Genomic DNA, 21,304 nt, shown 5'->3' on the forward strand with positions numbered 1-21,304 from the left:
TTCAGGCGCTAGCCGCTTCGGGCCCGCGTTCCAAGAGCAATGCGAGCAGGATCGCACGCAGTTGCCCGTCCGGCTCTCCGGTGATCCGGTCCGGCCGGAAGCGCCGTTCGAACGCACGGATCGCGGCAGGCGCGTCCGTCACGTCATAGCCGTAGCGATTGAGGGCAAGGAGGAAGTTCGCATCCGCCCAGCCCGGATCGACATGCGCTTTATCGGGCCGAGGCATCGCCAGCCCCAGCTTGGCAAGCCTCTCCCACGGAAACAGCTCGCCGGGATCTTCCTTGCGCGCGGGCGCGATGTCGCTGTGGCCGACGACATGGCACGGCTCGATCCCGTAAAGCTGTACGATTTCGGAAACGAGCGGCACCAGCGCCTCTATCTGCGCTTGGGGAAACGGTCGATAACCCCATTCATGGCCCGGATTGACCAACTCGATCCCGATGCTGGCGCTGTTCACATCGGTGATCTCGCACCAATAGCTTTTGCCCGCGTGCCAGGCGCGGTCTTCCTCGCGCACCATCTGCACGATCGTACCGTCCTCATCGATGCAATAATGGGCGGACACTCCGCCTTCCTCGCTCGTCATCCGCTCGATCGCAGAGGCCGCATCCTTCATGCCGGTATAGTGCAGCACCAGCATGCTGACCGGCAGGGCGCGCTCGTTGAAATTGGGCGAAGGCTTCCACTGCATGGAAACCGCTTTAGCCCGGCCTTGCGGTCTTGCCTAGCAAGCGCGGTTCAGGCGGCCGAGCGCATGTCCTCCGCGGACTTGCGCTCATACAGACCGCGATAGTCCTTGCTGGACTGGAACCGCTTGGTTTGGCCGATCACCGTCTCGGCGGCGCCCAGCATCAGAAACCCATCGCCCGCAATCGACCGGGCGAGATGGTCGAACACGGTGGAGCGGTGTTCGGCCTGAAGATACATGATCATATTGCGGCACAGGATGGCGTCGAATTCCCCTGTCATCGGCACCGGATCGAGCAAATTGTGCTGGCGGAAACGCACCATCGAGCGGATTTCCTCCTTGGCCACCCAGTCCTCGCCGTCCCGGCCGAAATAGCGCAGCATCAGCGAGATCGGCATGCCGCGCTGAATCTCGAACTGCGAATAGCGTCCTTCCCGCGCGCGCTCCACCACCGTCATGGAGATGTCGCTGCCGATAATTTCGATATCCCAGCCCTGCCAATTGGCGCGGTCCTCGCGCAGCGCCATGGCGATCGAATAGGCCTCCTGCCCCGTGGAGCTCGCCGCAGACCAGATGCGCAGGCGGCGATGGCCTGTACGCGCCTGTCGCAGCGCGGCAAATGCCGGCCCGGTCAGCAGGGACATGGTCGCCTGATCGCGGAAAAAGCTGGTCTCGTTATTCAGCATCGCCTCGACCGCCTGCCGTTCGAGCACGCGGTTGCCGCCCGTCGACAGCGCGGTGACGAGCGCGTTGAGATCCGCCAGGCCATGCACACGCATGATCGGCTTCAGCGCCGTCTCGATCCGCCAATAGCGGTTGGGCGCCAGTTCCTGCCCCGTACGCTTCTCCAGAAGATCGGTGAGAAAGCTGAAAATATGCTCGGGCGGGGCTTCGTTCATGCAGCTGCGCTCCGTTCGTAAATATAAAGACCCATATCGGCAGGCCGCATAATGGCGTCTGCAAGGCCGGATTTTGCAATGTGGCCCGGCATGCCCCAGACGACCGAGCTATCCTCATCCTGGACGATGACCGTGCCGCCGCGGCGCCGTACTTCGCGTGCGCCTTCCAGCCCATCAATACCCATTCCGCTGAGCACGATCGCCACCGCAGCCTCGCCATAAGTCTGCGCAGCCGCGCTGAGCATTGGATCAACGGCAGGAGCGTAATGCGCGGCGAAGTCTCCTTCCACGCGCGTCGCAACCACGGCCGAACCCTGACGGGTGCAGCCCAGATGGCCATCGCCCGGTGCCAGATAGATATGATTTTTCACCAGCGAGGTTCCGGGGGTGCAGACCTGAACGTTGCGCGAAACCCGCCCCGCCAACTGTCCCGCGAAATAGGGAATGAATGTCCTTGGCAGATGCTGGGTAATAAGGATCGGACAATCGATGGTGGCGGGAAGAGCGGAGAGGAATTGCTGGATGCCGACAATCCCGCCGGTCGATGCACCGATCGCGATACAGCCCGGCCTGGGAATTGGTGCGCGCGCCCCCCGATCAGGAGAACATGGTTCGTCGCCGTGCCGGGTAGGCGAAGGGGCCAAGCCGCTTGCGCGCTGCGCGGCGATCGATTCGATCTTCGCGACGAGATTTTCAGCGAAATGCCCGCCAACGCCGGCTCCCCCCGGCTTTGCCAGCGTATCGCATGCGCCCAAGGACACCGCCTCAATCATGCGCGCGCTATTCTGTTCAACAGTTGAGGAAACGACGATTACCGCCGCGCCATCTGCACGTTGCAGTATCTCGGGCAGTGCATCGAGGCCGCTTCGGCCGGGCATTTCAATATCGAGAAGGACGATATCGACCGTCTCACGGCCCAGAAAGCGTAGCGCCTCATCGACCGAAGAACAGGTGCCTGATACGATGAAATTCGCCTGGCGCATCAGGATACGTTCGAAGATCGAACGGACGACCTGACTGTCGTCGACGATCAGCAGCCTGACCGGTCTGACCTCGGTAGATGGAAAGGTCGCAGGCGCGTTCATCGACGTTCAGACAGCCCCAACCATCTGCAGCTTGCTTTGCAGCATGTCGCGATCGAACGGCTTCATCACGAATTCGTCCGCCCCTGCGGCAATTGCTGCTTCAATCTGCGGAATGCCGTTTTCGGTAGTGCAGAAAATGACCTTGGATTTCTTACCCTCGCCGCGCAGGGCGCGCAGGAAATCCATGCCGCCCATAACCGGCATGTTCCAGTCCAGCAGTACCACATCGGGCTCGCTACTCTGGCATTGTTCCAGGGCGTCGGACCCGTCCACCGCCTCGACAACCTCAAACTCCAGCGATTCGAGAATGTGCCTGGCAACCTTTCGGATTACCTTACTGTCATCGACGACGAGGCAGGTGGGCATACAAATCTCTCCTGAATAACGGAGGCTACGCCGTAACCGGAAGGCGTTAGCGCCGGGTTAAATCAGGCAGCCAATCGGCGGGGCGCGGTGATAAAATTCTCCAGGCGGACGACGAGGAGGGTTCTGTCTTCCATCGTCGCAACGCCGACGGCAAGATCGCTCCAACCACTGGCAATTCCGCCAGCTTCCCGGATCCAATCGGTCGGGATCGTCACCACATCTTCCACCGCTTCGGCGATGAACCCATACACGTGGCCACCAACTTCAGCGACGATCGCGGTTGCGCCTTCCTCCGCCCGGCTGTGCTTACCCGTCACCATCCACGTGGGATCGATCAGGGTCACGACACGGCTGCGCAGCGCAAACATGCCGGCAACGCGCCTGGGTGCAGCCGGGATCGGCACGACTTCCCCGACGGAGACGACCGATTCGACTTCTTGGGTGCAGATAGCGACCTGCGTCCCCGCGATATGCGCGACAAGGTAAAGATCCCTCATGCGGCCTGCTCCTTCGCGTCGCGCCGCCGGGCAAGCGCTTCCAATATGGCCTGTCTATCATAGCGGTAGACGCTATCGCCGCCGCGCCGACCCGGCATATCATGCAGATAGATCGCGCGGTCCGTCCGTCCGGAACGCCCGTCCTCGGCACTGAGCAGTTCGGCAATGGCCGGTCCGCGGTCTTGGGGATCATGGCTGACGCGGTAGCCCGCCGCCTCGATCAAGGGTTTCAGGACCTTTTCCATCCAGCCGCTTTTGTCGCGTTCCAGATAGCAGAGCGGTGCATCGGCCAGGTCCGCATCACCGGCAAAGGCTGCTGCCTCGGCAAGAAACGCATGGGCCTCGATCAATTCGATCTGGCTGCCTTCATGATCGATGACACCTTCGATATTGGCCACCCCGCGTGACGGGAGGACGCGGCCCAGATCGACGATGTCGAGCATGTCCGCCACGGCAATATAGGCGTCCAGCCGCCCGTCGGTCAGGCGAAGAAGCTTGACCGGTTCCGCTTCGGGATCGGGTTCGGTTTGAAGCCCCAGCACGATGCCGTGACGCCCTTTATGCGAAAGTCGCATCGCGCCGCCGCGGTTGCGGACGGCCGCCGCCGGCACCTCCTCCATCCGATCCAGCACCGAAAGGCGGATCGCCTTCAGTACGCCGGTCAGGCAGCGGAATATCAGCGCGCGCGTCACGGGCGCAGCGGCAGCGCCTTCGGCATTGGCCAAATGTTCCTCGAACCGGTCGGTCACGCCGGCGACCTCCGCGATGCCCGCGGCATCGAGAAGCATGATCGGCCGGCCGCTGTCGGGCAAAGTCAGCCCGCCAAAGATGCCGCTGCCCATCAGTAGGGGCGGCGCTGGCTTCACCACCAGTTCCTCATGATCCAGCACCGCACCGATGCCCAGTGCATAGCGACGCCCGGCCGCTGGCCGCACCACGATCACCGATTTCGCTTCCTCTTCGGCACAGCCCATCACGCGCGTCAGGCGCACGAAAGGCATGCGGGCTCCGCGGACGGCGGCGGTTTCGGCGCCGCCGCTTTCATCGATCCGTACCTGGCCGCTCTTGACGCTGAGAATTTCCACGACCGCGCTGCGCGGTATGGCAAAAAGCATGTTGGCCGCGCGCACGATCAGTCCGGCCATGATGCTGAGCGTAAGCGGCAGACGCAGTTGGACGCGCAGTCCCTGACCCAGCCGGCTGCGAAGTTCGATCGTGCCGCCCATCTGTTCGATCCCATGGCGCACGATATCCATGCCGACGCCGCGGCCGGACAAATCCGTCACCTTGTTCGCGGTCGACAGGCCGGGCGCGAAGATCAGCTCCAGCTTCTGGCGCTGGCTCATCGTCGCCACGTCTTCGGCGGTGGTGACACCGCTGCCGATGGCCTTTGCGGCCAGTTTGGCGGTATCAATGCCGCGCCCGTCATCGATCACTTCGATGACGATCTGATTGCCGGCTTGTTGGGCCGACAAGGCGATCGTCGCGCGCGGCGTCTTGCCAGCCGCGGCACGTTCCGCCTTGTTCTCGATCCCGTGATCCACCGCGTTGCGCAGGATGTGGGTGAGCGGATCACGGACGAGTTCGATCATCTCGCGGTCGATCTCCACATCGCCGCCTTCCAACTCCAGCACGATGTCCTTATCCAGATCCTGCCCCAGATCGCGCACCAGGCGCGGGAAGCTGGCGAACAGGCGCTCCATCGGCTGCAGGCGAACGAGCCCGATCGAATCGCGCATTTCCGCGATGCTGGAAGAAAGACGTGAGAACAGCTGGTCGAGCTCCAGACCGGCATCGGTTTCGCGCAGGCGGCGGGCCATTTCGTTTCGGGCGAGCACCATGTCGGACACGCCGCTCATCAGATGGTCCAGCAAATCCAGCGACAGGCGAACCGAACGGTTCCGCCCCGCCCCGCCCCGCGCCTCGCTGCGCCGCTCGCGCGGTTCGCTGGCCACATTGCTGGGCTGGGATTTCGGCACCACACCGCTTTGGGGGTCCACCGTGCCGTCGCAAATCATTTTAAGCGCGGTAATCAGCTCGGCATCGTCATCGATCACAGCCTCGTCAGTATCCAGCGCATCGGTAACCGCTGCGATACGATCGACAATAGCGAGCACCGCGGTAACGAACGCGCTGGTCGGCTCCAGCTTCCCTTGCCGAACGGCATCGAGCGCATCCTCCGCTGCGTGGCTGAGGCGCGTGAGCCGCGGCAGGTCCAGAAAACCGCAGCTACCCTTTACCGTGTGCACGAAGCGGAAAATACCGTCGAGCGTCTCGCGATCACCCGGGTGTCTTTCCCAGGCAATCAGCTCGCCTTCGATGGCCTGCAGCGTCTCGCGCGTTTCGGCGATAAAGTCGTCGAGAAGTTCTTTCATGGCTCCGCCGGATCGTTTCCCGACCGGCTTAGTCCGCCATGGTTAAGAAGCGCTTAGCTTTCCGATGCGGTTTTTTGCCGACCCTCGGCGGGTCAGCAAATTCATGCAGATTTGATGAGCGCGCCCATCAGAAGCGGTTCGTCGCGCCCGCCGGCCAGCTGCACCATGCCGCCGCCGCGGGTGGAAAGGCTGCGCACCATATGCGCCGCCGCCGTCCGCGAATCGATCTGCGCGGGATCGAGCTCCCCGGCCAGGGCCTTCTTCACCTGCTCATCCAGCACCAGCTTGGGCCCTTCCGCACGGACCACCATTTCGGTCTCGCCGTCACGGCTTTCCGCGCCCACCGCCAATATTCCGCCGCGCACCAGAGCTTCACGCGCGATCAGGATCAGGTTCAGCAGAATTTTGACGGCCGCCTTCGGCAAGGGCGATGAAGGCACGTCCCAAACCAATTTGGTGCGCGCATCCTCCACCAAACCGGTCGCGACCGCCTTGGCATCGGACGGATCGACAGTGGGGCCAAAGCCGCCCGCCGCACCGAAGGCCAAGCGGAAGAATTTCAGCTTATTCGCCGCCGCAGCCGCGCTCTCGCCGAGCAAATCAATGCACCGTTCACGCATCGCCGGGTCCGTCTCATCGGCCAGCAATTCCAGGCCGTTGTTCATTGCGCCCACCGGGCTCAACAAATCGTGGCAGAGGCGTGAACAAAGCAATGCGGCGAGGTCGACATCGGTGTCTGACATGGAGAAGTTCCCGGAAACTAACTGGCCACGCACATGGCCACTCCCCGTGCGCGAAGCAAGGCCGCGCTTGCCGATGGAAAGCTCCTCCTCCCGAAATTCATCGCCTTCGCTCCCCGGCGCCCGGAACAAGGCCATCTGTCCTTGCGCGACGATCAGCCACCACCTGCCGTCCGGCGGTGCCATCGCCCTGTCCGTGGCAGAAGGTTCGGGGAGACCGTCGGGGTGCGAATGATAATATCCCAGCACCGCGGGGCCGCCCTCACGCGCACCCCGCTCAGCCGCGATCAAGACTGCGGGGTCGATCTCGAAATGGCGCGCCGGATCGGGCGCGACATTGGCAGCGGGCCGCGCTTCCTCGATCCAATTATCCGTACCCAGCAGCAGTCCGCAGCATTCATCCGGATGCGCCGCGCGCACATGAGCCAGGATCGCGTAAGCCGCATCGCTTGCCAATCGCACCGTCATCGCGCACCCCCCTGCACCATGTCCGCGGGAAAAAACAGCATTGAAGGCATCGTCCCCGCCGGTCGGCTGGATGCCGCGATCGCCGAGGCCGCGCCCGATCTCTCACGAGAGCGGGTGAAGGCGCTGATTGCCGAAGGGCGGCTTCGTATCAACGGCCTTGAGGTGACGAGCGGATCGAGCCGCAAGCATGAAGGTCGCGCCTTCACGCTGGAACTGCCGCCGCCGGTCGATGTCTCCTTGAGGCCGGAGGCCATCCCGCTGAGTGTGGTGTTCGAGGACGATCATCTGATCGTGATCGACAAACCCGCAGGGCTGGTGGTCCACCCCGCCCCCGGCCACCCCGGCGGCACCCTGGTGAACGCGCTGCTGCACCACTGCGCCGGCTCCCTCTCGGGCATCGGCGGGGAACGCCGCCCCGGCATCGTCCACCGGATCGACAAGGACACATCCGGCCTGATGGTCGCGGCGAAATCGGACCTGGCGCATCGCGGCCTCGCGGCTCTGTTCAAGGCCCATGATATTGACCGGCACTATCTGGCGATTGTGGACGGCGTTCCCATGCCGCTTTCCGGGCGGATCGAAGGCGCGGTGGGCCGGGCGAGCGGCGATCGCAAGAAGATGGCGGTGGTGTCGCCCGGTCAGGGCAAGCACGCCGTCACCCATTATGCCGTGCGCGAGGTGCTGGACCAGGCGGCGTTGGTCGATTGCACGCTGGAGACGGGCCGCACCCATCAGGTGCGCGTGCATATGGCGCATATCGGCCATCCGCTGATCGGTGATCCGCTTTACGGGCGGCGGCAAAAGAAAAGCGTGGCGACCGTCAGGAAAGCCTTTTCCCGGCAGGCCTTGCACGCCGCAGTGCTGGGCTTTACGCATCCCATAACCGCGGAAAAACTGCGGTTCGAAAGCCCGATTCCCGCAGATATGCAGGAACTGTTCAGGGCTCTTCGCGTATAAGAGTATCGAAGTGAAACCGTCTGTTCCGCGGTGCTTGATGAGGCCGCCGGAAAGACACCGAAGGATACGTTACCATGGCCACTACAACGAACAAAAAGGCGGTCGTTCCTGCCCTTGGGGGGGAAAACAGCCTGAATCGCTATCTCAGCGAGATACGCAAATTTCCGATTCTGAAGCCCGAGCAGGAATATATGCTCGCCAAGCGCTATGCCGAACATCAGGACAGTGATGCGGCCGCGCAGCTCGTCACCTCGCATCTGCGGCTCGTCGCCAAAATCGCGATGGGGTACCGCGGCTACGGCCTGCCGGTCAGCGAGCTGATCAGCGAAGGCAATATCGGCCTGATGCAGGGCGTGAAGAAATTCGATGCCGAGCGCGGTTTCCGCCTCGCCACCTATGCGATGTGGTGGATCCGCGCCTCGATCCAGGAATATATCCTGCGGTCCTGGAGCCTCGTGAAGATCGGCACCACCGCCGCACAGAAAAAGCTCTTCTTCAACCTGCGCCGCATGAAGAACCAGTTGCAGGCGTTCGAGGACGGCGATCTGCGCCCCGAGGATGTCAACAAGATCGCGACCGATCTCGGCGTGACCGAGGACGAGGTTCACTCGATGAACCGCCGCATGGCGATGGGCGGCGATGCCTCGCTCAACACGCCGATGCGCGGGGACGAGGAAGGCTCGGGCCAGTGGCAGGACTGGCTGACCGACGAGACGCCGCTGCAGGACAAGGTCGTCGCCGACGCGCAGGAAGCCGATGTACGCCACGACATGCTGCTCGAAGCGATGGAAGGCCTGAACGACCGCGAAAAGCACATCCTGACCGAGCGTCGCCTGACGGAGAACCCGCAGACGCTCGAGCAGCTGAGCCAGGTTTACAATGTCAGCCGCGAACGCGTGCGCCAGATTGAGGTTCGCGCGTTCGAAAAGGTGCAGAAGGCAATGTTGCGGATCGCTGGCGAAAAGCGCCTGCTCCCCGCCGCCGCCTGATCAAACTTTAATTGGCTAAACGAACCGCCGCGGCCCAACCGGGTCTGCGGCGGTTCTTTTTTATCCTATCCGGCCGGTGCCAGTTCCAGCACCGCGGCCACCATTGCCTCGGTGCCCAGCGTTACCGATGGGCGCGGTGCGATCTGGAACAGCGGGGAATGGTGCGAAGGCACCGGCGCACCGCCGTTTTTCGCAGCTTCGAACACCTCAGGCGGCGTGCCTCCCACCGCGAAATAATAGCCCGGCACGCCGGTATCGCGGCCCACGAAATAGGCGAAGTCTTCCGCGCCCATGGTGGTCTGCTGGAACGGCATGAAGCCGTTCGGCCCGAAGCTCTCCACCATCACCGCATTCAGGCGTTTCGCCAGTTCCGGATCGTTGTGCGTCACCGGCGTGCCCTCGATTCGCGTCACCACCGGTAGCTTGTCTTCCGGCAGTCCGTGCGCGCGGCCCACATTCACCGCCACCCGCTCGATCGCATCGAGCAGCTGCGCCCGCGTTTCCTCGTCGTTCGAGCGCACCGTCAGCTGCAGGTCCGCCCGGTCCGAGATGATGTTGTGCTTGGAGCCCGCGTGGAAGGAGCCGACCGTGATGACGCCGGGCGAGAGCGGCATGATCTCCCGGCTGACGATCGACTGCAGCGCGGTCACGATCTGGGAGGCGATATACACCGGATCGCGCCCCATATGCGGCGCGGCGCCATGCGCGCCGATGCCCGGCACCATGATGTCGACCGAATCGGAACTGGAATATTGGATGCCTTCGGATGCGGAGAGCACGCCCGTCGGCAGCAGCGAGGTGACGTGGAAGGCGAGCGCATAATCCGGCTTGCCGAACTTTTCGTACAGCCCGTCTTCCATCATCGCTTCCGCCCCGCCGACGACCTCTTCGGCAGGCTGAACGACGAACATCGCGGTGCCGCTCCACTGATCTTTCATCGCCGCCAGACGGCGCGCGGTGCCGACCATCGACGTAATGTGCACATCATGCCCGCAGGCGTGCATCACCGGATATTCCTTGCCATCCCGTCCGGTCTGCATCGCGTCGGACGCGTAAGGCAGCCCGGTCTTCTCCTCGACCGGCAGTCCGTCCATGTCCGCGCGCAGTAGGATGAGCGGACCTTCGCCATTCTTCATGATGCCGACCACGCCCGTACGGCCCACGCCCTCGGCCACTTCCGCGCCCGCCGCGCGCAATTCCGCGGCCATGCGCTTGGCCGTGTCGGTTTCCAGAAAGGACAGCTCCGGATTTTCATGAAAGTGCACGAACAGCTCTTCCAGATGCGCGTCATAATCCGCCGCAACCGCCTTCGATACGGCAGCATCCTGCGCCGCTGCCGGCATGGTGATCATCGCAGCGCCCGCCAGCGCCAAAGCCTTGATAGTGTTTCGCATGGCCCCAATTCCTCCTGTTACCCTGACCTCAAGAACCAGCATCGCAGCCGCGCCCGCAAAGGCAAGTCCTTCCGCCAGCGCAATTGAGCGCATCGGGCGTAGCCGCTATCCCCAAACGCTATGGCCATCTTCATCAAACTCATCGCCTGGATCGCCGGGCTGTTCATCGCCATCAGCCTGCTGCTGGTCGTTCTATACAAGTTCGTGCCGGTGCCCGTGACGGCCACGATGCTGATGGACCCGAACGGCATTACGAAGGATTGGGAGCCACTATCGAACATCTCGCCCAATCTGGTCCGCGCGGCGATCGGCGCGGAGGACGGCAAGTTCTGCAGCCATGACGGCTTCGATACCGAAGCGATCGAACAGGCCATGCGCCGCAACGCGGAAGGAGGGCGCATCCGCGGCGGCTCGACGATCAGCCAGCAGACCGCGAAGAACGTATTCCTGTGGCAGGGCGGCGGCTATTTCCGCAAAGGGCTGGAGGCCTGGTTCACCTTTTTGATTGAGCAGATCTGGGGCAAGCGGCGGATCATGGAGGTTTACCTCAATGTCGCGGAAACCGGCATCGGCACTTATGGCGCTGAGGCCGGTGCGGAGCGCTATTTCGACAAGCCCGCCAGCGAGCTGACGCCCAGCGAAGCCGCCCGCATGGCCGCGGCCCTCCCCTTACCCAAACGCCGCGCCGTCCTCAGCCCAAGCGGCTTCGTGCGCCGCTACGGCAACAGCATCGCGCGGCGCATTGGCGTCGTGAAGCGGGATGGATTAGACAGCTGCATTTACGAATAAGCCCGGTTCGGTCAGCGGAACCCAAAAGGGCCAGTTCGCCCGCACTGTCGAATCGTCAACTCCGCTGCAGCGCTGCAGCTTTAAGCAAGTTTGAGCCGGTGAAGCCTACCCCGGATCAACCATACCTTGCCCCCTGCCCCGCTTCATAAAATACTTTGCGTCATCGCTCTTGCCGATGCCGCAAAGAAAAGGGCGCAGGAGTTACCTCCCGCGCCCTTCTTGTTTTCGTGCTGATCGAAGCGATCAGAAGCCGACGATCATCGACACACTGACGGAGCGCGGCGAACCGATGTTCGCGAAGGTCGAGGTGGTGTTCAGACCACCCGTGACCGAGCCGATGTAAACCTCATCAAACAGGTTGTTGAGGTTTGCCTGGAAGAATGTGCCAGGCAGGCCCGCATCAGCCAGGCTGTAACGGAAGTCGAGATCGACAACCGTGAAACCGGGCAGTTCAACAGTGTTCGTATCGTCAAGATAGCGACGACCGGTCCGCTTGATCTGCGCACCGAGTTCAACCGGACCGAGGTCCAGCTGAGCGCGGCCACCGGCCAGATAGGACGGGTTCAGACGCTCGACCTTACCCTCGGTGTTGATGAAGGTGTTGGGGCCGGTCTGCACGTTCGCGCCGATGCTCGAGTCGATGTAGGAACCGAACACGTAGAGCGACAGCGGTTTGATCGGACGAACTGCGATGCTTGCGTCCACACCCCACTTCTCGACCTTGCCGAGGTTGGTGGTCACCGTGCTGTCCGCTGCCACGTCATAGGCCGTGGACAGACGGTTCTGGTAGGTGGTGTACCAGGGGAACACGCCAGCCTGAATGATCGGCGTGGTGTAGCGCAGCGCAACGTCGAACGAATCCGAGGTTTCGGCGACCGGGCGATAACCGGGCGCACCAACCGGGAAGTAGATCGAACCGTAGAGATCATCCGTGCCAGGAACGGAGATGTTCTTGGCATAGTTGAAGGCCAGCGTTGCGGCCGAGGTCAGCTCATAAATGAAGCCGGCCTGCGGCAGGAACTTGTCATAGTCATAGTCCCGCGAGGTGGGTGCCAACGCGCCGGTAACGCGGCCAGTCGTCGGGTTCACTACATAGGGGTTTGCCGCTGCATAAGCTGCCTGGTTGGCAGCGCCGTCCACGCAATCGACGCTGCCGCCTGCATTGGTGGTGAAGCAGAACTGGTTCAGCTCGCGCTTGAAGAACGGCAGGCGTCCGCCAAGCTGAACGGTCAGACGATCCTGCAGGAACTTGCCGACATATTCGCCCGAGATCTGGTTCAGCGTAGCATAGGACTGACGATTACGCTTCTGCGGCGCAAACCCTAGCGAATCGACCAGCGGGTCGTTGATCGGGAAAACGTCATAGGGCTCACCATTGCGGTACAGCAGGCCGGACTGGCCGGTCTGACGATGGTTCGCATAGTCAAAGGTGTAGCTCAAACGAACGCGCTGCGTGTCGCTGAATTCATAAGCGAGGTTGCTGATCGCCACATAACGATAAGTACGCGTCTGGCTGGGCGAAAGAATGCGGACGGTGTCGAGCACGTCGCCGTCACCGTTCAGATCGACACCGCCAAAGTAGTAATTGCCGTTGATGCCGCCGGTCAGGCCGCGCGGGCTGAAACCTTCGATGCCCGAACTGGTGCCGCCGCCATTCGCTTTGACATACTGGAACGCCGCATCGACGCTGAACGTCAGGCGATCGGTCGGGCGCAACAGGGTGCTGAAGCGGACGTTGCCGGTGTTCGACGGGTTGTAGCGACGCTCGAATTCACTGCCGCACGACCCGCGGCCATCGGCCACGCCCGGGGTAGCCTGCTGAACCGTCGACGGCGCGCAGGGGTAGTTGATTTCGTAGAAGCGGTTGGCCGGCGTCAGCTCAACGCTGTTGCGATAAGGCGAACCGTTGAAGTTGTTACGGTTCTGGTTGTAGTTGAACGCGATCGACGCATACTGGTCGCCGCCAAGTTCCTGATAGAGACGGCCGTTATACTGCTGCTTGTCGACACCGCCATAGTTGGAGAAAGTCGACTTGTTGTCGGCCTTGGAAGCGGACAGCCACAGCTTCGTGCCGCTGCCGGTGATGTCACCGGTATCGAACATGCCGAAAACGCGGGTGTAGTAGCGGTCTTCGGAATTACCGCGGGCGATAATGTTACCGTAGGTTGCGCTGGCCATCGCACCCATCGTGTCGCTGGGCACGCGCGTGCGCAGGTTGATGGTGCCGCCGACTGCCGAAGCGGTCGGGCTGTCGATGTCGGTCGAACCCAGATTGACGTTCACTGAAGAGAGCGTTTCGAGATCGGGCTGCTGGTTGGTGTACAGCGCGTAGTTACCCGAGTCGTTCAGCGGAATACCATCGAGCGTCTGCGAGATACGGTCCGAGTTGAAGCCGCGGATCGTGAAGTTACCACCCAGCGAACCGAACGGGTCGTTGTTGGTGAAGCTTACGCCAGGGACCAGATTGATGACGTCGTTGATCGCCTGGCCGGGGCGCTGACGCTGGATCAGCTCTTCGGTGAGTTCGATCTTCGCTTTGGGCGTTTCGGGAAGGACGACGCCGGCAACGCCGTCATCGGCGCGCGAGCCGGTGACAACAATGTCTTCAGCGCTGAAGTCCGTCGAGCCGGCGGACTGGGCGTGCGCGGGCGCGGCCAGCGCGATCGCGACGGAGAAGCTTGCCACTCCGGCGGCAAGATAGGTTTTGCAGTTCATGGGGTACCCCTTCGTTCGGTAGATAACCTCGCCGGTCGAGACCCGTGACCTGGCCTCGATCCTGCGCGTTGGCGCGGCCTTTGGGGGCAGAATTTGTCAGCTTTGTGAAAAGCGCAGATGAAGTTTTGCGACGCCCCAGATGCAAAAAAGGAAAGAGCTCAATTCCCTTAGGGAACCAAGCTCTTTTGTAAGGGTTCTACCCGGTCGTCCGCGGTTTAATTTGCGCGAACTGTTACTTGAAAGACACAGCTCTTCTAAGCAGCGTCTTCCTTTTTGACCTTTGCCGAGTCGCCGAACACCCGGACAGGTTCCTTGCGGCCCTCTGCCACGTCCTTGTCGACCACGATCTCGGTAACGCCTTCCATCGAAGGCAAATCGAACATGGTGTCGAGGAGAATACCCTCCAGGATGGAGCGAAGGCCGCGCGCGCCGGTTTTGCGTTCGATGGCCTTTTTCGCGATCGCCTGGAGTGCATCGTCGGTGAAGGTGATCTCCACCTCTTCCATGTCGAACAGCTTCTTATACTGCTTGATCAGCGCGTTCTTTGGCTCGGAGAGAATCTGGACGAGCGCGGGCACATCCAGGTCTTCGAGCGTCGCGGTGACCGGCAGACGGCCGACAAATTCGGGGATCAGGCCGAATTTCAGCAGATCTTCCGGCTCCAGCTTGGCCAGCACCTCGCCCGTCCGGCGCTCGTCCGGATCGGGCACATTGGCACCGAACCCGATTGACTTGCCTTCCATGCGGTTGCCGATGATCTTTTCCAGACCGGCAAACGCGCCGCCGCAGATGAACAGGATGTTCGTCGTGTCCACCTGAAGGAATTCCTGCTGCGGATGTTTGCGCCCACCCTGCGGCGGCACGGAAGCGGTGGTCCCTTCCATCAGCTTCAGCAGGGCCTGCTGAACGCCCTCACCCGACACGTCGCGCGTGATCGAGGGATTTTCGGTCTTGCGCGTGATCTTGTCGATCTCGTCGATATAGACGATGCCGCGCTGCGCCTTTTCGACATTATAGTCGCTGGCCTGCAGCAGCTTCAGGATGATGTTCTCCACATCCTCACCGACATAGCCCGCCTCGGTCAGCGTCGTGGCATCGGCCATGGTGAAGGGCACGTCGAACGTCTTCGCCAGCGTCTGGGCGAGCAGCGTCTTACCGCAGCCGGTGGGGCCAACGAGCAGGATGTTCGACTTGGCCAGCTCCACATCCGGATTCTTCGCGGCGTGGTTCAGGCGCTTATAGTGGTTGTGCACCGCAACGGAGAGCACGCGCTTGGCGCGCGCCTGACCGATGACATAATCGTCAAGCACGCCGCAGATTTCCTGCGGGGAGGGAACTTCGCCCTCCTTCTTGCCGACGAGACCACCCTTGGTCTCCTCCCGGATGATGTCGTTACACAGCTCCACGCATTCATCGCAGATGAAGACGGTCGGTCCGGCGATCAGCTTGCGCACCTCATGCTGCGATTTGCCGCAGAAGCTGCAGTACAGCGTGTTCTTCGAATCGGAGCCGCTCAATTTGGTCATGTTCTAACTACTCTTTCCGCCCGGGGGCGTGCCGTTGACCTTAAGCGACATATCCTATCGCCGGTCGAGGCACGCGCAAGGGCAATCAGCGGAGCCTTAACGCGGCTCCATTAAGATATTCCGCATAAAGCGGACGTATTCACGCACTGGTCGTTCATCGTCCGCCCGGCGTTTCATATCAGTTACCGGTCTCGCTGTCCGGCGTGGACGGGCGCTTCTCGAACACCTCGTCAACGATGCCGAAGGCCTTGGCCTCGTCCGCTTCCAGGAAGGTGTCGCGATCCATTGCCTTCTCAATCTCTTCCAGCGGCTTGCCGGTATATTTGGCATAGAGATCGTTCATCCGCCGGCGGATGCGCAGAATCTCTTTGGCCTGGATTTCGATATCGGACGCCATGCCCTGCGCGCCGCCTGAAGGCTGGTGCACCATGACGCGGGCGTTAGAGAGCGCGACGCGCATGCCCGGCTCACCGGCGGAGAGCAGGAAGCTGCCCATGGACGCAGCCTGACCGATGCAGACCGTACCCACCTTGGGCCGGATATACTGCATGGTATCGTGGATCGCCATGCCGGCCGTCACCACGCCGCCGGGCGAGTTGATGTACATCCAGATGTCCTTCTTCGGATTGTCCGATTCCAGGAACAGGAGCTGCGCGGTGATGACCGAGGCCATATTGTCCTCGACCTGGCCGGTCACGAAGATGATGCGTTCGCGCAGCAAGCGGGAGAAGATATCCCAGCTGCGCTCGCCCCGATTGGACTGCTCGATGACGACGGGGATCAGGGCATCGGTAATGGGATCGTGCATAAAATATCCGTGGCTGCTGGAGGTGTTATCAGGTTGCATCCTAGATCGGATGCCGGTGGCTATGCGTCAAGGGCGGTAACCATGCCAAAGGCCGATCGACAGAGTGCCTCACGCGCGCGGCGGCTCCCTTCGACCTTACGACCCGCCGAGTCGCGCGAGCAAAAGAAAACGCCACCCCGGATATGCTCCGGAGTGGCGCTGAACATTGCGTTCGGGAAGCGGCACCAGGGCGCCCCTTCCCGTACTTCCCGGCCCCTTACTTCTTGGCCGGAGCCTTCTTTGCGGCGGGCTTTCTCGCTGCCGGCTTTTTGGCTGCGGGCTTTTCGCCATCGTCGGCCTTCTTCGCAGCGGCTTTCTTGGCCGCCGGCTTGGCGTCCTCGCCCTTCTCAGCCGCGGCCTTTTTTGCAGGGGCCTTCTTTGCCGCGGGCTTCGCCTCGGCCTCATCCTTCTTTGCAGCGGCCTTCTTGGCAGGCGCTTTCTTCGCTGCGGGCTTTTCGTCCTTGTCCGCGTCCTTTGCAGCAGCCTTCTTTGCCGGCGCCTTCTTCTTGGCGGGGGCCTTCTTGCCCTCGCCTGCTTCCGGCTCGGCCTCGATCGCGGCCTCAATGTCCTCACGCGTCACGCTGCGCTCGGTCACGTCGGCCTTGTCGAAGAGGAAGTCGACGACCTTGTCTTCATACAGCGGGGCACGCAGCTGAGCGGCGGCCATCGGGTCCTGCTGCATATACTGCATGAACTGCTGGCGCTGCTCCTGCGGGTAACGCTGCGCGGCCTGCTGGATCAGCATGTTCATCTCGTTCTGCGAAACGTCGACGCCATTTTCCTGGCCGATCGCCGAAAGGAGCAGGCCGAGGCGCACGCGGCGCACCGCGATGTCGCGATACTCGTCCTTCTCGTCTTCCATTTCCTTCAGCGCTGCTTCGCTGTCTTCTTCCTTGGCGGCTTCGGCCTGAAGCTGCTGCCAGATCTGGTCGAACTCGGCTTCGACCATGGTCGGCGGCACGTCGAAATCATGGCTGCCGGCGAGCTGATCGAGCAGCTGACGCTTCATGTGGGTGCGGGTAAGGCCGTTGAGTTCCTGCTCCAGCTGACCCTTGATCAGGCCGCGCAGCTGCTCTTCGCTCTCGAGACCGAGCGACTTGGCGAAGTCGTCATTGACCACGACTTCGGCGGGCTTGCGCACTTCGCCGACGACGATGTCGAAGGTCGCGTCCTTGCCGGCGAGATCTTTATTCCCGTAATCTTCCGGGAAGGTGACGTTCAGCACCTTTTCGTCATTGGCCTTCACGCCGATGAGCTGATCCTCGAAGCCGGGGATGAGCTGACCCGAACCGATCTGTACGGCCATGCCTTCGCCCTTGCCGCCCTCGAACGGCACGCCGTCGACCTTGCCCTCAAAATCGATCAGGACCATGTCGCCGTCCTTCGCCTTGTAGCTCTTGGCGGCGGGTTCGAAATTGCGCTGGTTCTCGGCCAGACGCGACAACGCCTCGTCCACCTCGGCATCGGTCGGCTCGACGGTCAGACGCTCCAGCGAAATGCCTTCGATCGAGGGCGCTTCGACGTCGGGCAGCACTTCGAGGCTCATGTCGAGCTTGGCGTCCTTGCCGGCCTCATAGCCGTCCTGCAGCGAAACGTCGGGCTGGATCGCCGGGCGCAGATTGTTTTCGCTGATCGTTTTCTGAATGCCATCCTGGATGGAAGCGTTCAGCGCGTCCTGCATCAGCGCGTCATTATGCATCTTGCGCACCAGGTTGGCGGGCACCTTGCCGGGGCGGAAGCCGGGCATGCGGACCTGCGGGGCGATTTTCTTCACCTCGCTGTCAACGCGGGCCTCGATCTCGCTGGCCGGAATGGTGATGGTGTAGGCGCGCTTCAGGCCTTCGTTCAGCGTTTCGGTGCTCTGCATGATGGACTAATGCTCTTTCGTCTCAAGGGTCTGGCGCCGCCGGCAGGGTGCCGGTTCGCGTCCGTGAATTCGTCTTCTTACAGCGGCCTATGCGGCGCACTGCGTGTCGGCTCTGGTGCGGGCGAAGGGACTCGAACCCCCACATCTTACGATACTTGGACCTAAACCAAGCGCGTCTACCAATTCCGCCACGCCCGCGCGGCCCGGGCCGAAGCCCGCGCGTCTAGCGACATAAAAGCGCCGGGGCAAGCCATCAGGGCGGGAGCCGTCCGGTCTTTCACCGGTTTCATTGGCAGAAGGAGATCATAAACCATGCCCGTCGAACCGCCCATCCCGCCCAGCGAGCCGCAACCGGACCCGGCGCCCGCGCCTCCCAAACCCGAAACGCCCGGCAAACCGGCGCCCGGACAGCCCCCTGCCCCGCCACCCAGGCCGCCGGAAACGCCGGGCGAACCCGATCCGGGACAGCCGGATCAGCCGCCGCCCGAAATCGCCCCTCCGCCGCCGGACATCGACATACCCTCTCCGCAGACGCCGCCGACCACACCCGCGCCGGGCCAGCCGATGGCCTGATTCCTCGATCGGAGGCGGGGTGACGAGCCTGTAATTCGGCGGGACGGCCTGTTAGGAACCGGAGCCTGTCCCGCCCCCGGAGATTTCCATGATCGCTCGCCTACTGCTGCTATTCGCCATGGTCGTAGCTCCGTTGGCGTCCGCCGCGGCGGAAACGCTCACGGTGATGACTTATAACGTCCGCTATCCCAGCCCCGATGACGGCGCGGACCAATGGGAGAATCGCCGCGATCTGCTGGTCGATACGATCCGCAAGGCCGCGCCGGACCTGATCGGAACGCAGGAGCTGTTCCAGTCACAGGGCGATTACATCACCGCGAAGCTGCCGCATTATGCCTGGCTCGGGATCGACCGGCGGGGTGGGCATGACGACGAGCATATGGGCATTTTCTACCGGTCCGACCGGCTGAAGCTGATCGACCGGGGCAGTTTCTGGCTATCCGATACACCCGAAATCATCGGCAGCATCAGCTGGGACCATCCCTTTCCCCGCATGGTGAATTGGGGTCTGTTCGAAACCCGCAGCGGCAGGCGTTTTCGGCTCTACGACACCCACTTTCCCTATCGCGGCGAAGATGAAGCGGCGCGCACCAATGCGGCCCGGCTGATTGCCGAGCGTATTTCTGCAGACGACGGCATTCCCGCTATTCTAACCGGCGATTTCAACACCGGCGACGATAGCGAGGCGCATCGCACGCTCACTCAAACGCTTTCGGACAGCTGGACGACGGCAAAGCACCGAAGCGGGCCCACGCCGGGCTATCACGGCTTCAAAGGCGGCGAGCCCGATCGGCGCATCGACTGGATCCTGTCGCGCGGTTTCGATGTGATCTCCACCCGCAGCATCGACGCCGCGCGTGGTGGGCATTACCCCTCGGATCACTATCCGCTGGTGACGAAACTGCGTTTCGCCAAGCCTTAATCGGCGCTTTCGCCGTCCAACAGAAGTGAGCGCGGCGTGCGAGCTACGCCGCACGCCGCCACGTCAACCTAGCTTCTGCTTCAGTAGATCGTTGACGACCTGCGGATTGGCCTGCCCTTTCATGGCCTTCATGGTCTGTCCCACGAAGAAGCCGAACAGCTTGTCCTTGCCGCCGCGATATTCCTCGACCTTGTCCTGATTGGCGGCGAGCACCTTGTCGATCTCGGCCTCGATCGCGCCCGTATCGCTGGTCTGCTTCAGCCCTTCGGCTTCGGCGATTTCGCCCGGCTCGCGGCCGGTCTTCAGGACGATCTCATAGATCTCCTTGGCCTGTCCGCCGGACACGTCGCCCGCGGCCTGCATCCGGATGATCTCGGCATTCGCTTCCGCCGTGTCATTGGCGGCGTCGAACTCTTCCTCCATGCCGTTGCGCACGCCCGGCGCAATGGAGAGTGCCCAGTTGGCGGTCTGGGTGGCGACGTCCTTCTCGCTCTTGCCTAGCTTATTGGCGACCACCGAGAGCAGCTGTTCGAAGCTCTTATAGGTCTCCACCTCTGCGGTCAGCACCGCGGCGTTGTAGGCACTCAGGCCCAACTCGCTCTCGTAACGCTTGCGCTTTGCATCGGGCAGTTCGGGAAGCGAGGCTTCGCATTCCTTCAAAAATTCATCGTCCAGCTCCAGCGGCAGCAGGTCCGGATCGGGGAAATAGCGATAATCATGCGCGTCTTCCTTGGACCGCATGGACCGCGTCTCGCCGCGCGCGGCGTCGAACAGGCGGGTCTCCTGCACCACAGTGCCGCCATCCTCGATCAGATCGACCTGCCGGCGCGCCTCGACCTCGACCACCTGCTGGATGAAGCGGATCGAGTTCACGTTCTTGGTCTCGGTCCGCGTTCCGAATTCCTCACCCGGTCGGCGCACCGATACGTTGACGTCGGCGCGCATGGAGCCTTGCTCCATATTGCCGTCGCATGAGCCGACATAGCGCAGAAGGCTTCTGAGCTTGCGCACATAGGCGCCTGCTTCCTGCGGAGACCGCATATCGGGCTTCGATACGATCTCCATCAGCGCCACGCCGCAGCGGTTCAGGTCGACATAGCTCATGGTCGGGTGCTGATCGTGCATCAGCTTGCCCGCATCCTGTTCGATATGGATACGCTCGACCCCGATGGTCTTGGACGCGGAATCCGGATCCTTCTCGTCCAGCACGACCTCGACCGCGCCTTCGCCCACGATCGGGTGATAGAGCTGCGAAATCTGATAGCCCTGCGGCAGATCGGCATAGAAATAATTCTTGCGGTCGAAGCGCGAGAATTTGTTGATCTGCGCGCCCATCGCCATGCCGGTGCGCACCGCCTGACGGACGCACTCCTTGTTCGGCACCGGCAACATGCCGGGCATCGCGGCATCGACAAGCGAAACCTGGCTGTTCGGCTCGGACCCGAAATCGGTCGCCGCGCCGGAGAAAAGCTTGGACGCGCTGGTCACCTGCGCATGCACCTCGAGGCCGATTACGACCTCCCAGTCTCCGGTGGCACCCTGAATGCGGTAAGTGGATTCGCTCATGCTGAAATTCCGAACGTGAGATCGCCGATAGACTTGGAGAA

Annotated in this window: 18 protein-coding genes, 1 tRNA gene and 1 pseudogene; 5 read left to right on the forward strand and 15 right to left on the reverse strand. The window is 62.3% G+C overall.

The window, feature by feature from the left end; translation table 11 throughout:
* Position 1: 1 nt before the first annotated feature.
* The 8 genes and pseudogenes from I6A82_RS11485 to I6A82_RS11520 all read right to left on the reverse strand — a co-directional run.
* Positions 2-691 (reverse strand): N-acetylmuramoyl-L-alanine amidase, encoded by a 690-nt coding sequence (locus tag I6A82_RS11485; RefSeq protein WP_198094981.1) that lies wholly within the window; start codon positions 689-691, stop codon positions 2-4.
* Positions 692-738: 47 nt separating this feature from the next.
* Positions 739-1,587 (reverse strand): CheR family methyltransferase, encoded by an 849-nt coding sequence (locus I6A82_RS11490; protein ID WP_198094982.1) that lies wholly within the window; start codon positions 1,585-1,587, stop codon positions 739-741.
* Positions 1,584-2,672 (reverse strand): chemotaxis protein CheB, encoded by a 1,089-nt coding sequence (locus tag I6A82_RS11495; RefSeq protein WP_198094983.1) that lies wholly within the window; start codon positions 2,670-2,672, stop codon positions 1,584-1,586. Before I6A82_RS11495 ends, I6A82_RS11490 begins: the two co-directional genes overlap by 4 nt.
* Positions 2,673-2,678: 6 nt before the next feature.
* Complete coding sequence (locus tag I6A82_RS11500) at positions 2,679-3,038, reverse strand: response regulator (RefSeq protein WP_198094984.1); 360 nt, start codon at positions 3,036-3,038, stop codon at positions 2,679-2,681.
* Positions 3,039-3,100: 62 nt separating this feature from the next.
* Entirely contained in the window at positions 3,101-3,535 is a 435-nt protein-coding gene (locus I6A82_RS11505; RefSeq protein WP_198094985.1) for a chemotaxis protein CheW, read from the reverse strand.
* Positions 3,532-5,910, reverse strand: a complete 2,379-nt coding sequence (locus I6A82_RS11510) for a chemotaxis protein CheA (protein ID WP_198094986.1) — start codon at positions 5,908-5,910, stop codon at positions 3,532-3,534. Before I6A82_RS11510 ends, I6A82_RS11505 begins: the two co-directional genes overlap by 4 nt.
* Positions 5,911-6,011: 101 nt before the next feature.
* On the reverse strand, positions 6,012-6,653 hold the full coding sequence (locus tag I6A82_RS11515) for a histidine phosphotransferase family protein (RefSeq protein ID WP_198095610.1): 642 nt from the start codon (positions 6,651-6,653) through the stop codon (positions 6,012-6,014).
* A gap of 150 nt (positions 6,654-6,803) precedes the next feature.
* Positions 6,804-7,118, reverse strand: a pseudogene (locus I6A82_RS11520) (Mov34/MPN/PAD-1 family protein); the annotation flags it as partial.
* A gap of 18 nt (positions 7,119-7,136) precedes the next feature.
* Here I6A82_RS11520 and I6A82_RS11525 point away from each other — a divergent pair.
* Together I6A82_RS11525 and rpoH are read left to right on the forward strand one after the other, a co-directional pair.
* A complete protein-coding gene (locus I6A82_RS11525) occupies positions 7,137-8,075 on the forward strand; it encodes an RluA family pseudouridine synthase (protein WP_198094987.1) in 939 nt (312 codons plus the stop codon).
* Between the two features lie 74 nt (positions 8,076-8,149).
* Entirely contained in the window at positions 8,150-9,064 is a 915-nt protein-coding gene (rpoH, locus tag I6A82_RS11530) for an RNA polymerase sigma factor RpoH (RefSeq protein WP_187336507.1), read from the forward strand.
* Positions 9,065-9,129: 65 nt separating this feature from the next.
* Here rpoH and I6A82_RS11535 read toward each other — a convergent pair whose 3' ends face one another.
* Complete coding sequence (locus I6A82_RS11535) at positions 9,130-10,458, reverse strand: amidohydrolase (RefSeq protein ID WP_198094988.1); 1,329 nt, start codon at positions 10,456-10,458, stop codon at positions 9,130-9,132.
* A 120-nt stretch (positions 10,459-10,578) separates the two neighbouring features.
* Here I6A82_RS11535 and mtgA point away from each other — a divergent pair, with 120 nt between their 5' ends.
* Positions 10,579-11,247, forward strand: coding sequence for a monofunctional biosynthetic peptidoglycan transglycosylase (gene mtgA, locus I6A82_RS11540; protein ID WP_198094989.1), 669 nt, complete (start codon positions 10,579-10,581; stop codon positions 11,245-11,247).
* 243 nt (positions 11,248-11,490) lie between these two features.
* On the opposite strand, the gene I6A82_RS11545 is transcribed toward mtgA, so the two are convergent.
* The 5 genes from I6A82_RS11545 to I6A82_RS11565 form a co-directional block, all read right to left on the reverse strand.
* Positions 11,491-13,962 (reverse strand): TonB-dependent receptor, encoded by a 2,472-nt coding sequence (locus I6A82_RS11545; RefSeq protein ID WP_198094990.1) that lies wholly within the window; start codon positions 13,960-13,962, stop codon positions 11,491-11,493.
* Positions 13,963-14,216: 254 nt separating this feature from the next.
* Positions 14,217-15,488, reverse strand: a complete 1,272-nt coding sequence (gene clpX, locus I6A82_RS11550) for an ATP-dependent Clp protease ATP-binding subunit ClpX (RefSeq protein WP_198094991.1) — start codon at positions 15,486-15,488, stop codon at positions 14,217-14,219.
* Between the two features lie 178 nt (positions 15,489-15,666).
* Complete coding sequence (locus tag I6A82_RS11555; RefSeq protein ID WP_187336512.1) at positions 15,667-16,296, reverse strand: ATP-dependent Clp protease proteolytic subunit; 630 nt, start codon at positions 16,294-16,296, stop codon at positions 15,667-15,669.
* Positions 16,297-16,552: 256 nt separating this feature from the next.
* On the reverse strand, positions 16,553-18,202 hold the full coding sequence (gene tig, locus I6A82_RS11560) for a trigger factor (protein WP_198094992.1): 1,650 nt from the start codon (positions 18,200-18,202) through the stop codon (positions 16,553-16,555).
* 113 nt (positions 18,203-18,315) lie between these two features.
* Positions 18,316-18,400: transfer RNA gene (locus I6A82_RS11565), tRNA-Leu, on the reverse strand.
* A 114-nt stretch (positions 18,401-18,514) separates the two neighbouring features.
* On the opposite strand from I6A82_RS11565, the gene I6A82_RS11570 reads away from it, so the two are divergent.
* Together I6A82_RS11570 and I6A82_RS11575 are read left to right on the forward strand one after the other, a co-directional pair.
* Entirely contained in the window at positions 18,515-18,775 is a 261-nt protein-coding gene (locus I6A82_RS11570; protein WP_198095658.1) for a hypothetical protein, read from the forward strand.
* An 88-nt stretch (positions 18,776-18,863) separates the two neighbouring features.
* On the forward strand, positions 18,864-19,697 hold the full coding sequence (locus I6A82_RS11575; protein WP_232343426.1) for an endonuclease/exonuclease/phosphatase family protein: 834 nt from the start codon (positions 18,864-18,866) through the stop codon (positions 19,695-19,697).
* Between the two features lie 63 nt (positions 19,698-19,760).
* Here I6A82_RS11575 and gatB read toward each other — a convergent pair whose 3' ends face one another.
* The gene (gene gatB, locus I6A82_RS11580) at positions 19,761-21,263 is read right to left on the reverse strand and encodes an Asp-tRNA(Asn)/Glu-tRNA(Gln) amidotransferase subunit GatB (protein ID WP_198094993.1); all 1,503 of its coding nucleotides are present in this window, start codon (positions 21,261-21,263) and stop codon (positions 19,761-19,763) included.
* Positions 21,264-21,304 lie beyond the last annotated feature (41 nt).

Source organism: Novosphingopyxis sp. YJ-S2-01 (genome assembly GCF_016093175.1).
In the GTDB taxonomy this organism is placed as follows: domain Bacteria; phylum Pseudomonadota; class Alphaproteobacteria; order Sphingomonadales; family Sphingomonadaceae; genus Novosphingopyxis; species Novosphingopyxis iocasae.

Excerpts from the sequence above, each read along its gene's own strand:
- I6A82_RS11485 (WP_198094981.1), bottom strand. The coding sequence starts at position 691 with ATGCAGTGGAAGCCTTCGCCCAATTTCAACGAGCGCGCCCTGCCGGTC.
- I6A82_RS11490 (WP_198094982.1), bottom strand. The coding sequence starts at position 1,587 with ATGAACGAAGCCCCGCCCGAGCATATTTTCAGCTTTCTCACCGATCTT.
- I6A82_RS11495 (WP_198094983.1), bottom strand. The coding sequence starts at position 2,672 with ATGAACGCGCCTGCGACCTTTCCATCTACCGAGGTCAGACCGGTCAGG.
- I6A82_RS11500 (WP_198094984.1), bottom strand. The coding sequence starts at position 3,038 with ATGCCCACCTGCCTCGTCGTCGATGACAGTAAGGTAATCCGAAAGGTT.
- I6A82_RS11505 (WP_198094985.1), bottom strand. The coding sequence starts at position 3,535 with ATGAGGGATCTTTACCTTGTCGCGCATATCGCGGGGACGCAGGTCGCT.
- I6A82_RS11510 (WP_198094986.1), bottom strand. The coding sequence starts at position 5,910 with ATGAAAGAACTTCTCGACGACTTTATCGCCGAAACGCGCGAGACGCTG.
- I6A82_RS11515 (WP_198095610.1), bottom strand. The coding sequence starts at position 6,653 with ATGTCAGACACCGATGTCGACCTCGCCGCATTGCTTTGTTCACGCCTC.
- I6A82_RS11525 (WP_198094987.1), top strand. The coding sequence starts at position 7,137 with ATGTCCGCGGGAAAAAACAGCATTGAAGGCATCGTCCCCGCCGGTCGG.
- rpoH (WP_187336507.1), top strand. The coding sequence starts at position 8,150 with ATGGCCACTACAACGAACAAAAAGGCGGTCGTTCCTGCCCTTGGGGGG.
- I6A82_RS11535 (WP_198094988.1), bottom strand. The coding sequence starts at position 10,458 with ATGCGAAACACTATCAAGGCTTTGGCGCTGGCGGGCGCTGCGATGATC.
- mtgA (WP_198094989.1), top strand. The coding sequence starts at position 10,579 with ATGGCCATCTTCATCAAACTCATCGCCTGGATCGCCGGGCTGTTCATC.
- I6A82_RS11545 (WP_198094990.1), bottom strand. The coding sequence starts at position 13,962 with ATGAACTGCAAAACCTATCTTGCCGCCGGAGTGGCAAGCTTCTCCGTC.
- clpX (WP_198094991.1), bottom strand. The coding sequence starts at position 15,488 with ATGACCAAATTGAGCGGCTCCGATTCGAAGAACACGCTGTACTGCAGC.
- I6A82_RS11555 (WP_187336512.1), bottom strand. The coding sequence starts at position 16,296 with ATGCACGATCCCATTACCGATGCCCTGATCCCCGTCGTCATCGAGCAG.
- tig (WP_198094992.1), bottom strand. The coding sequence starts at position 18,202 with ATGCAGAGCACCGAAACGCTGAACGAAGGCCTGAAGCGCGCCTACACC.
- I6A82_RS11570 (WP_198095658.1), top strand. The coding sequence starts at position 18,515 with ATGCCCGTCGAACCGCCCATCCCGCCCAGCGAGCCGCAACCGGACCCG.
- I6A82_RS11575 (WP_232343426.1), top strand. The coding sequence starts at position 18,864 with ATGATCGCTCGCCTACTGCTGCTATTCGCCATGGTCGTAGCTCCGTTG.
- gatB (WP_198094993.1), bottom strand. The coding sequence starts at position 21,263 with ATGAGCGAATCCACTTACCGCATTCAGGGTGCCACCGGAGACTGGGAG.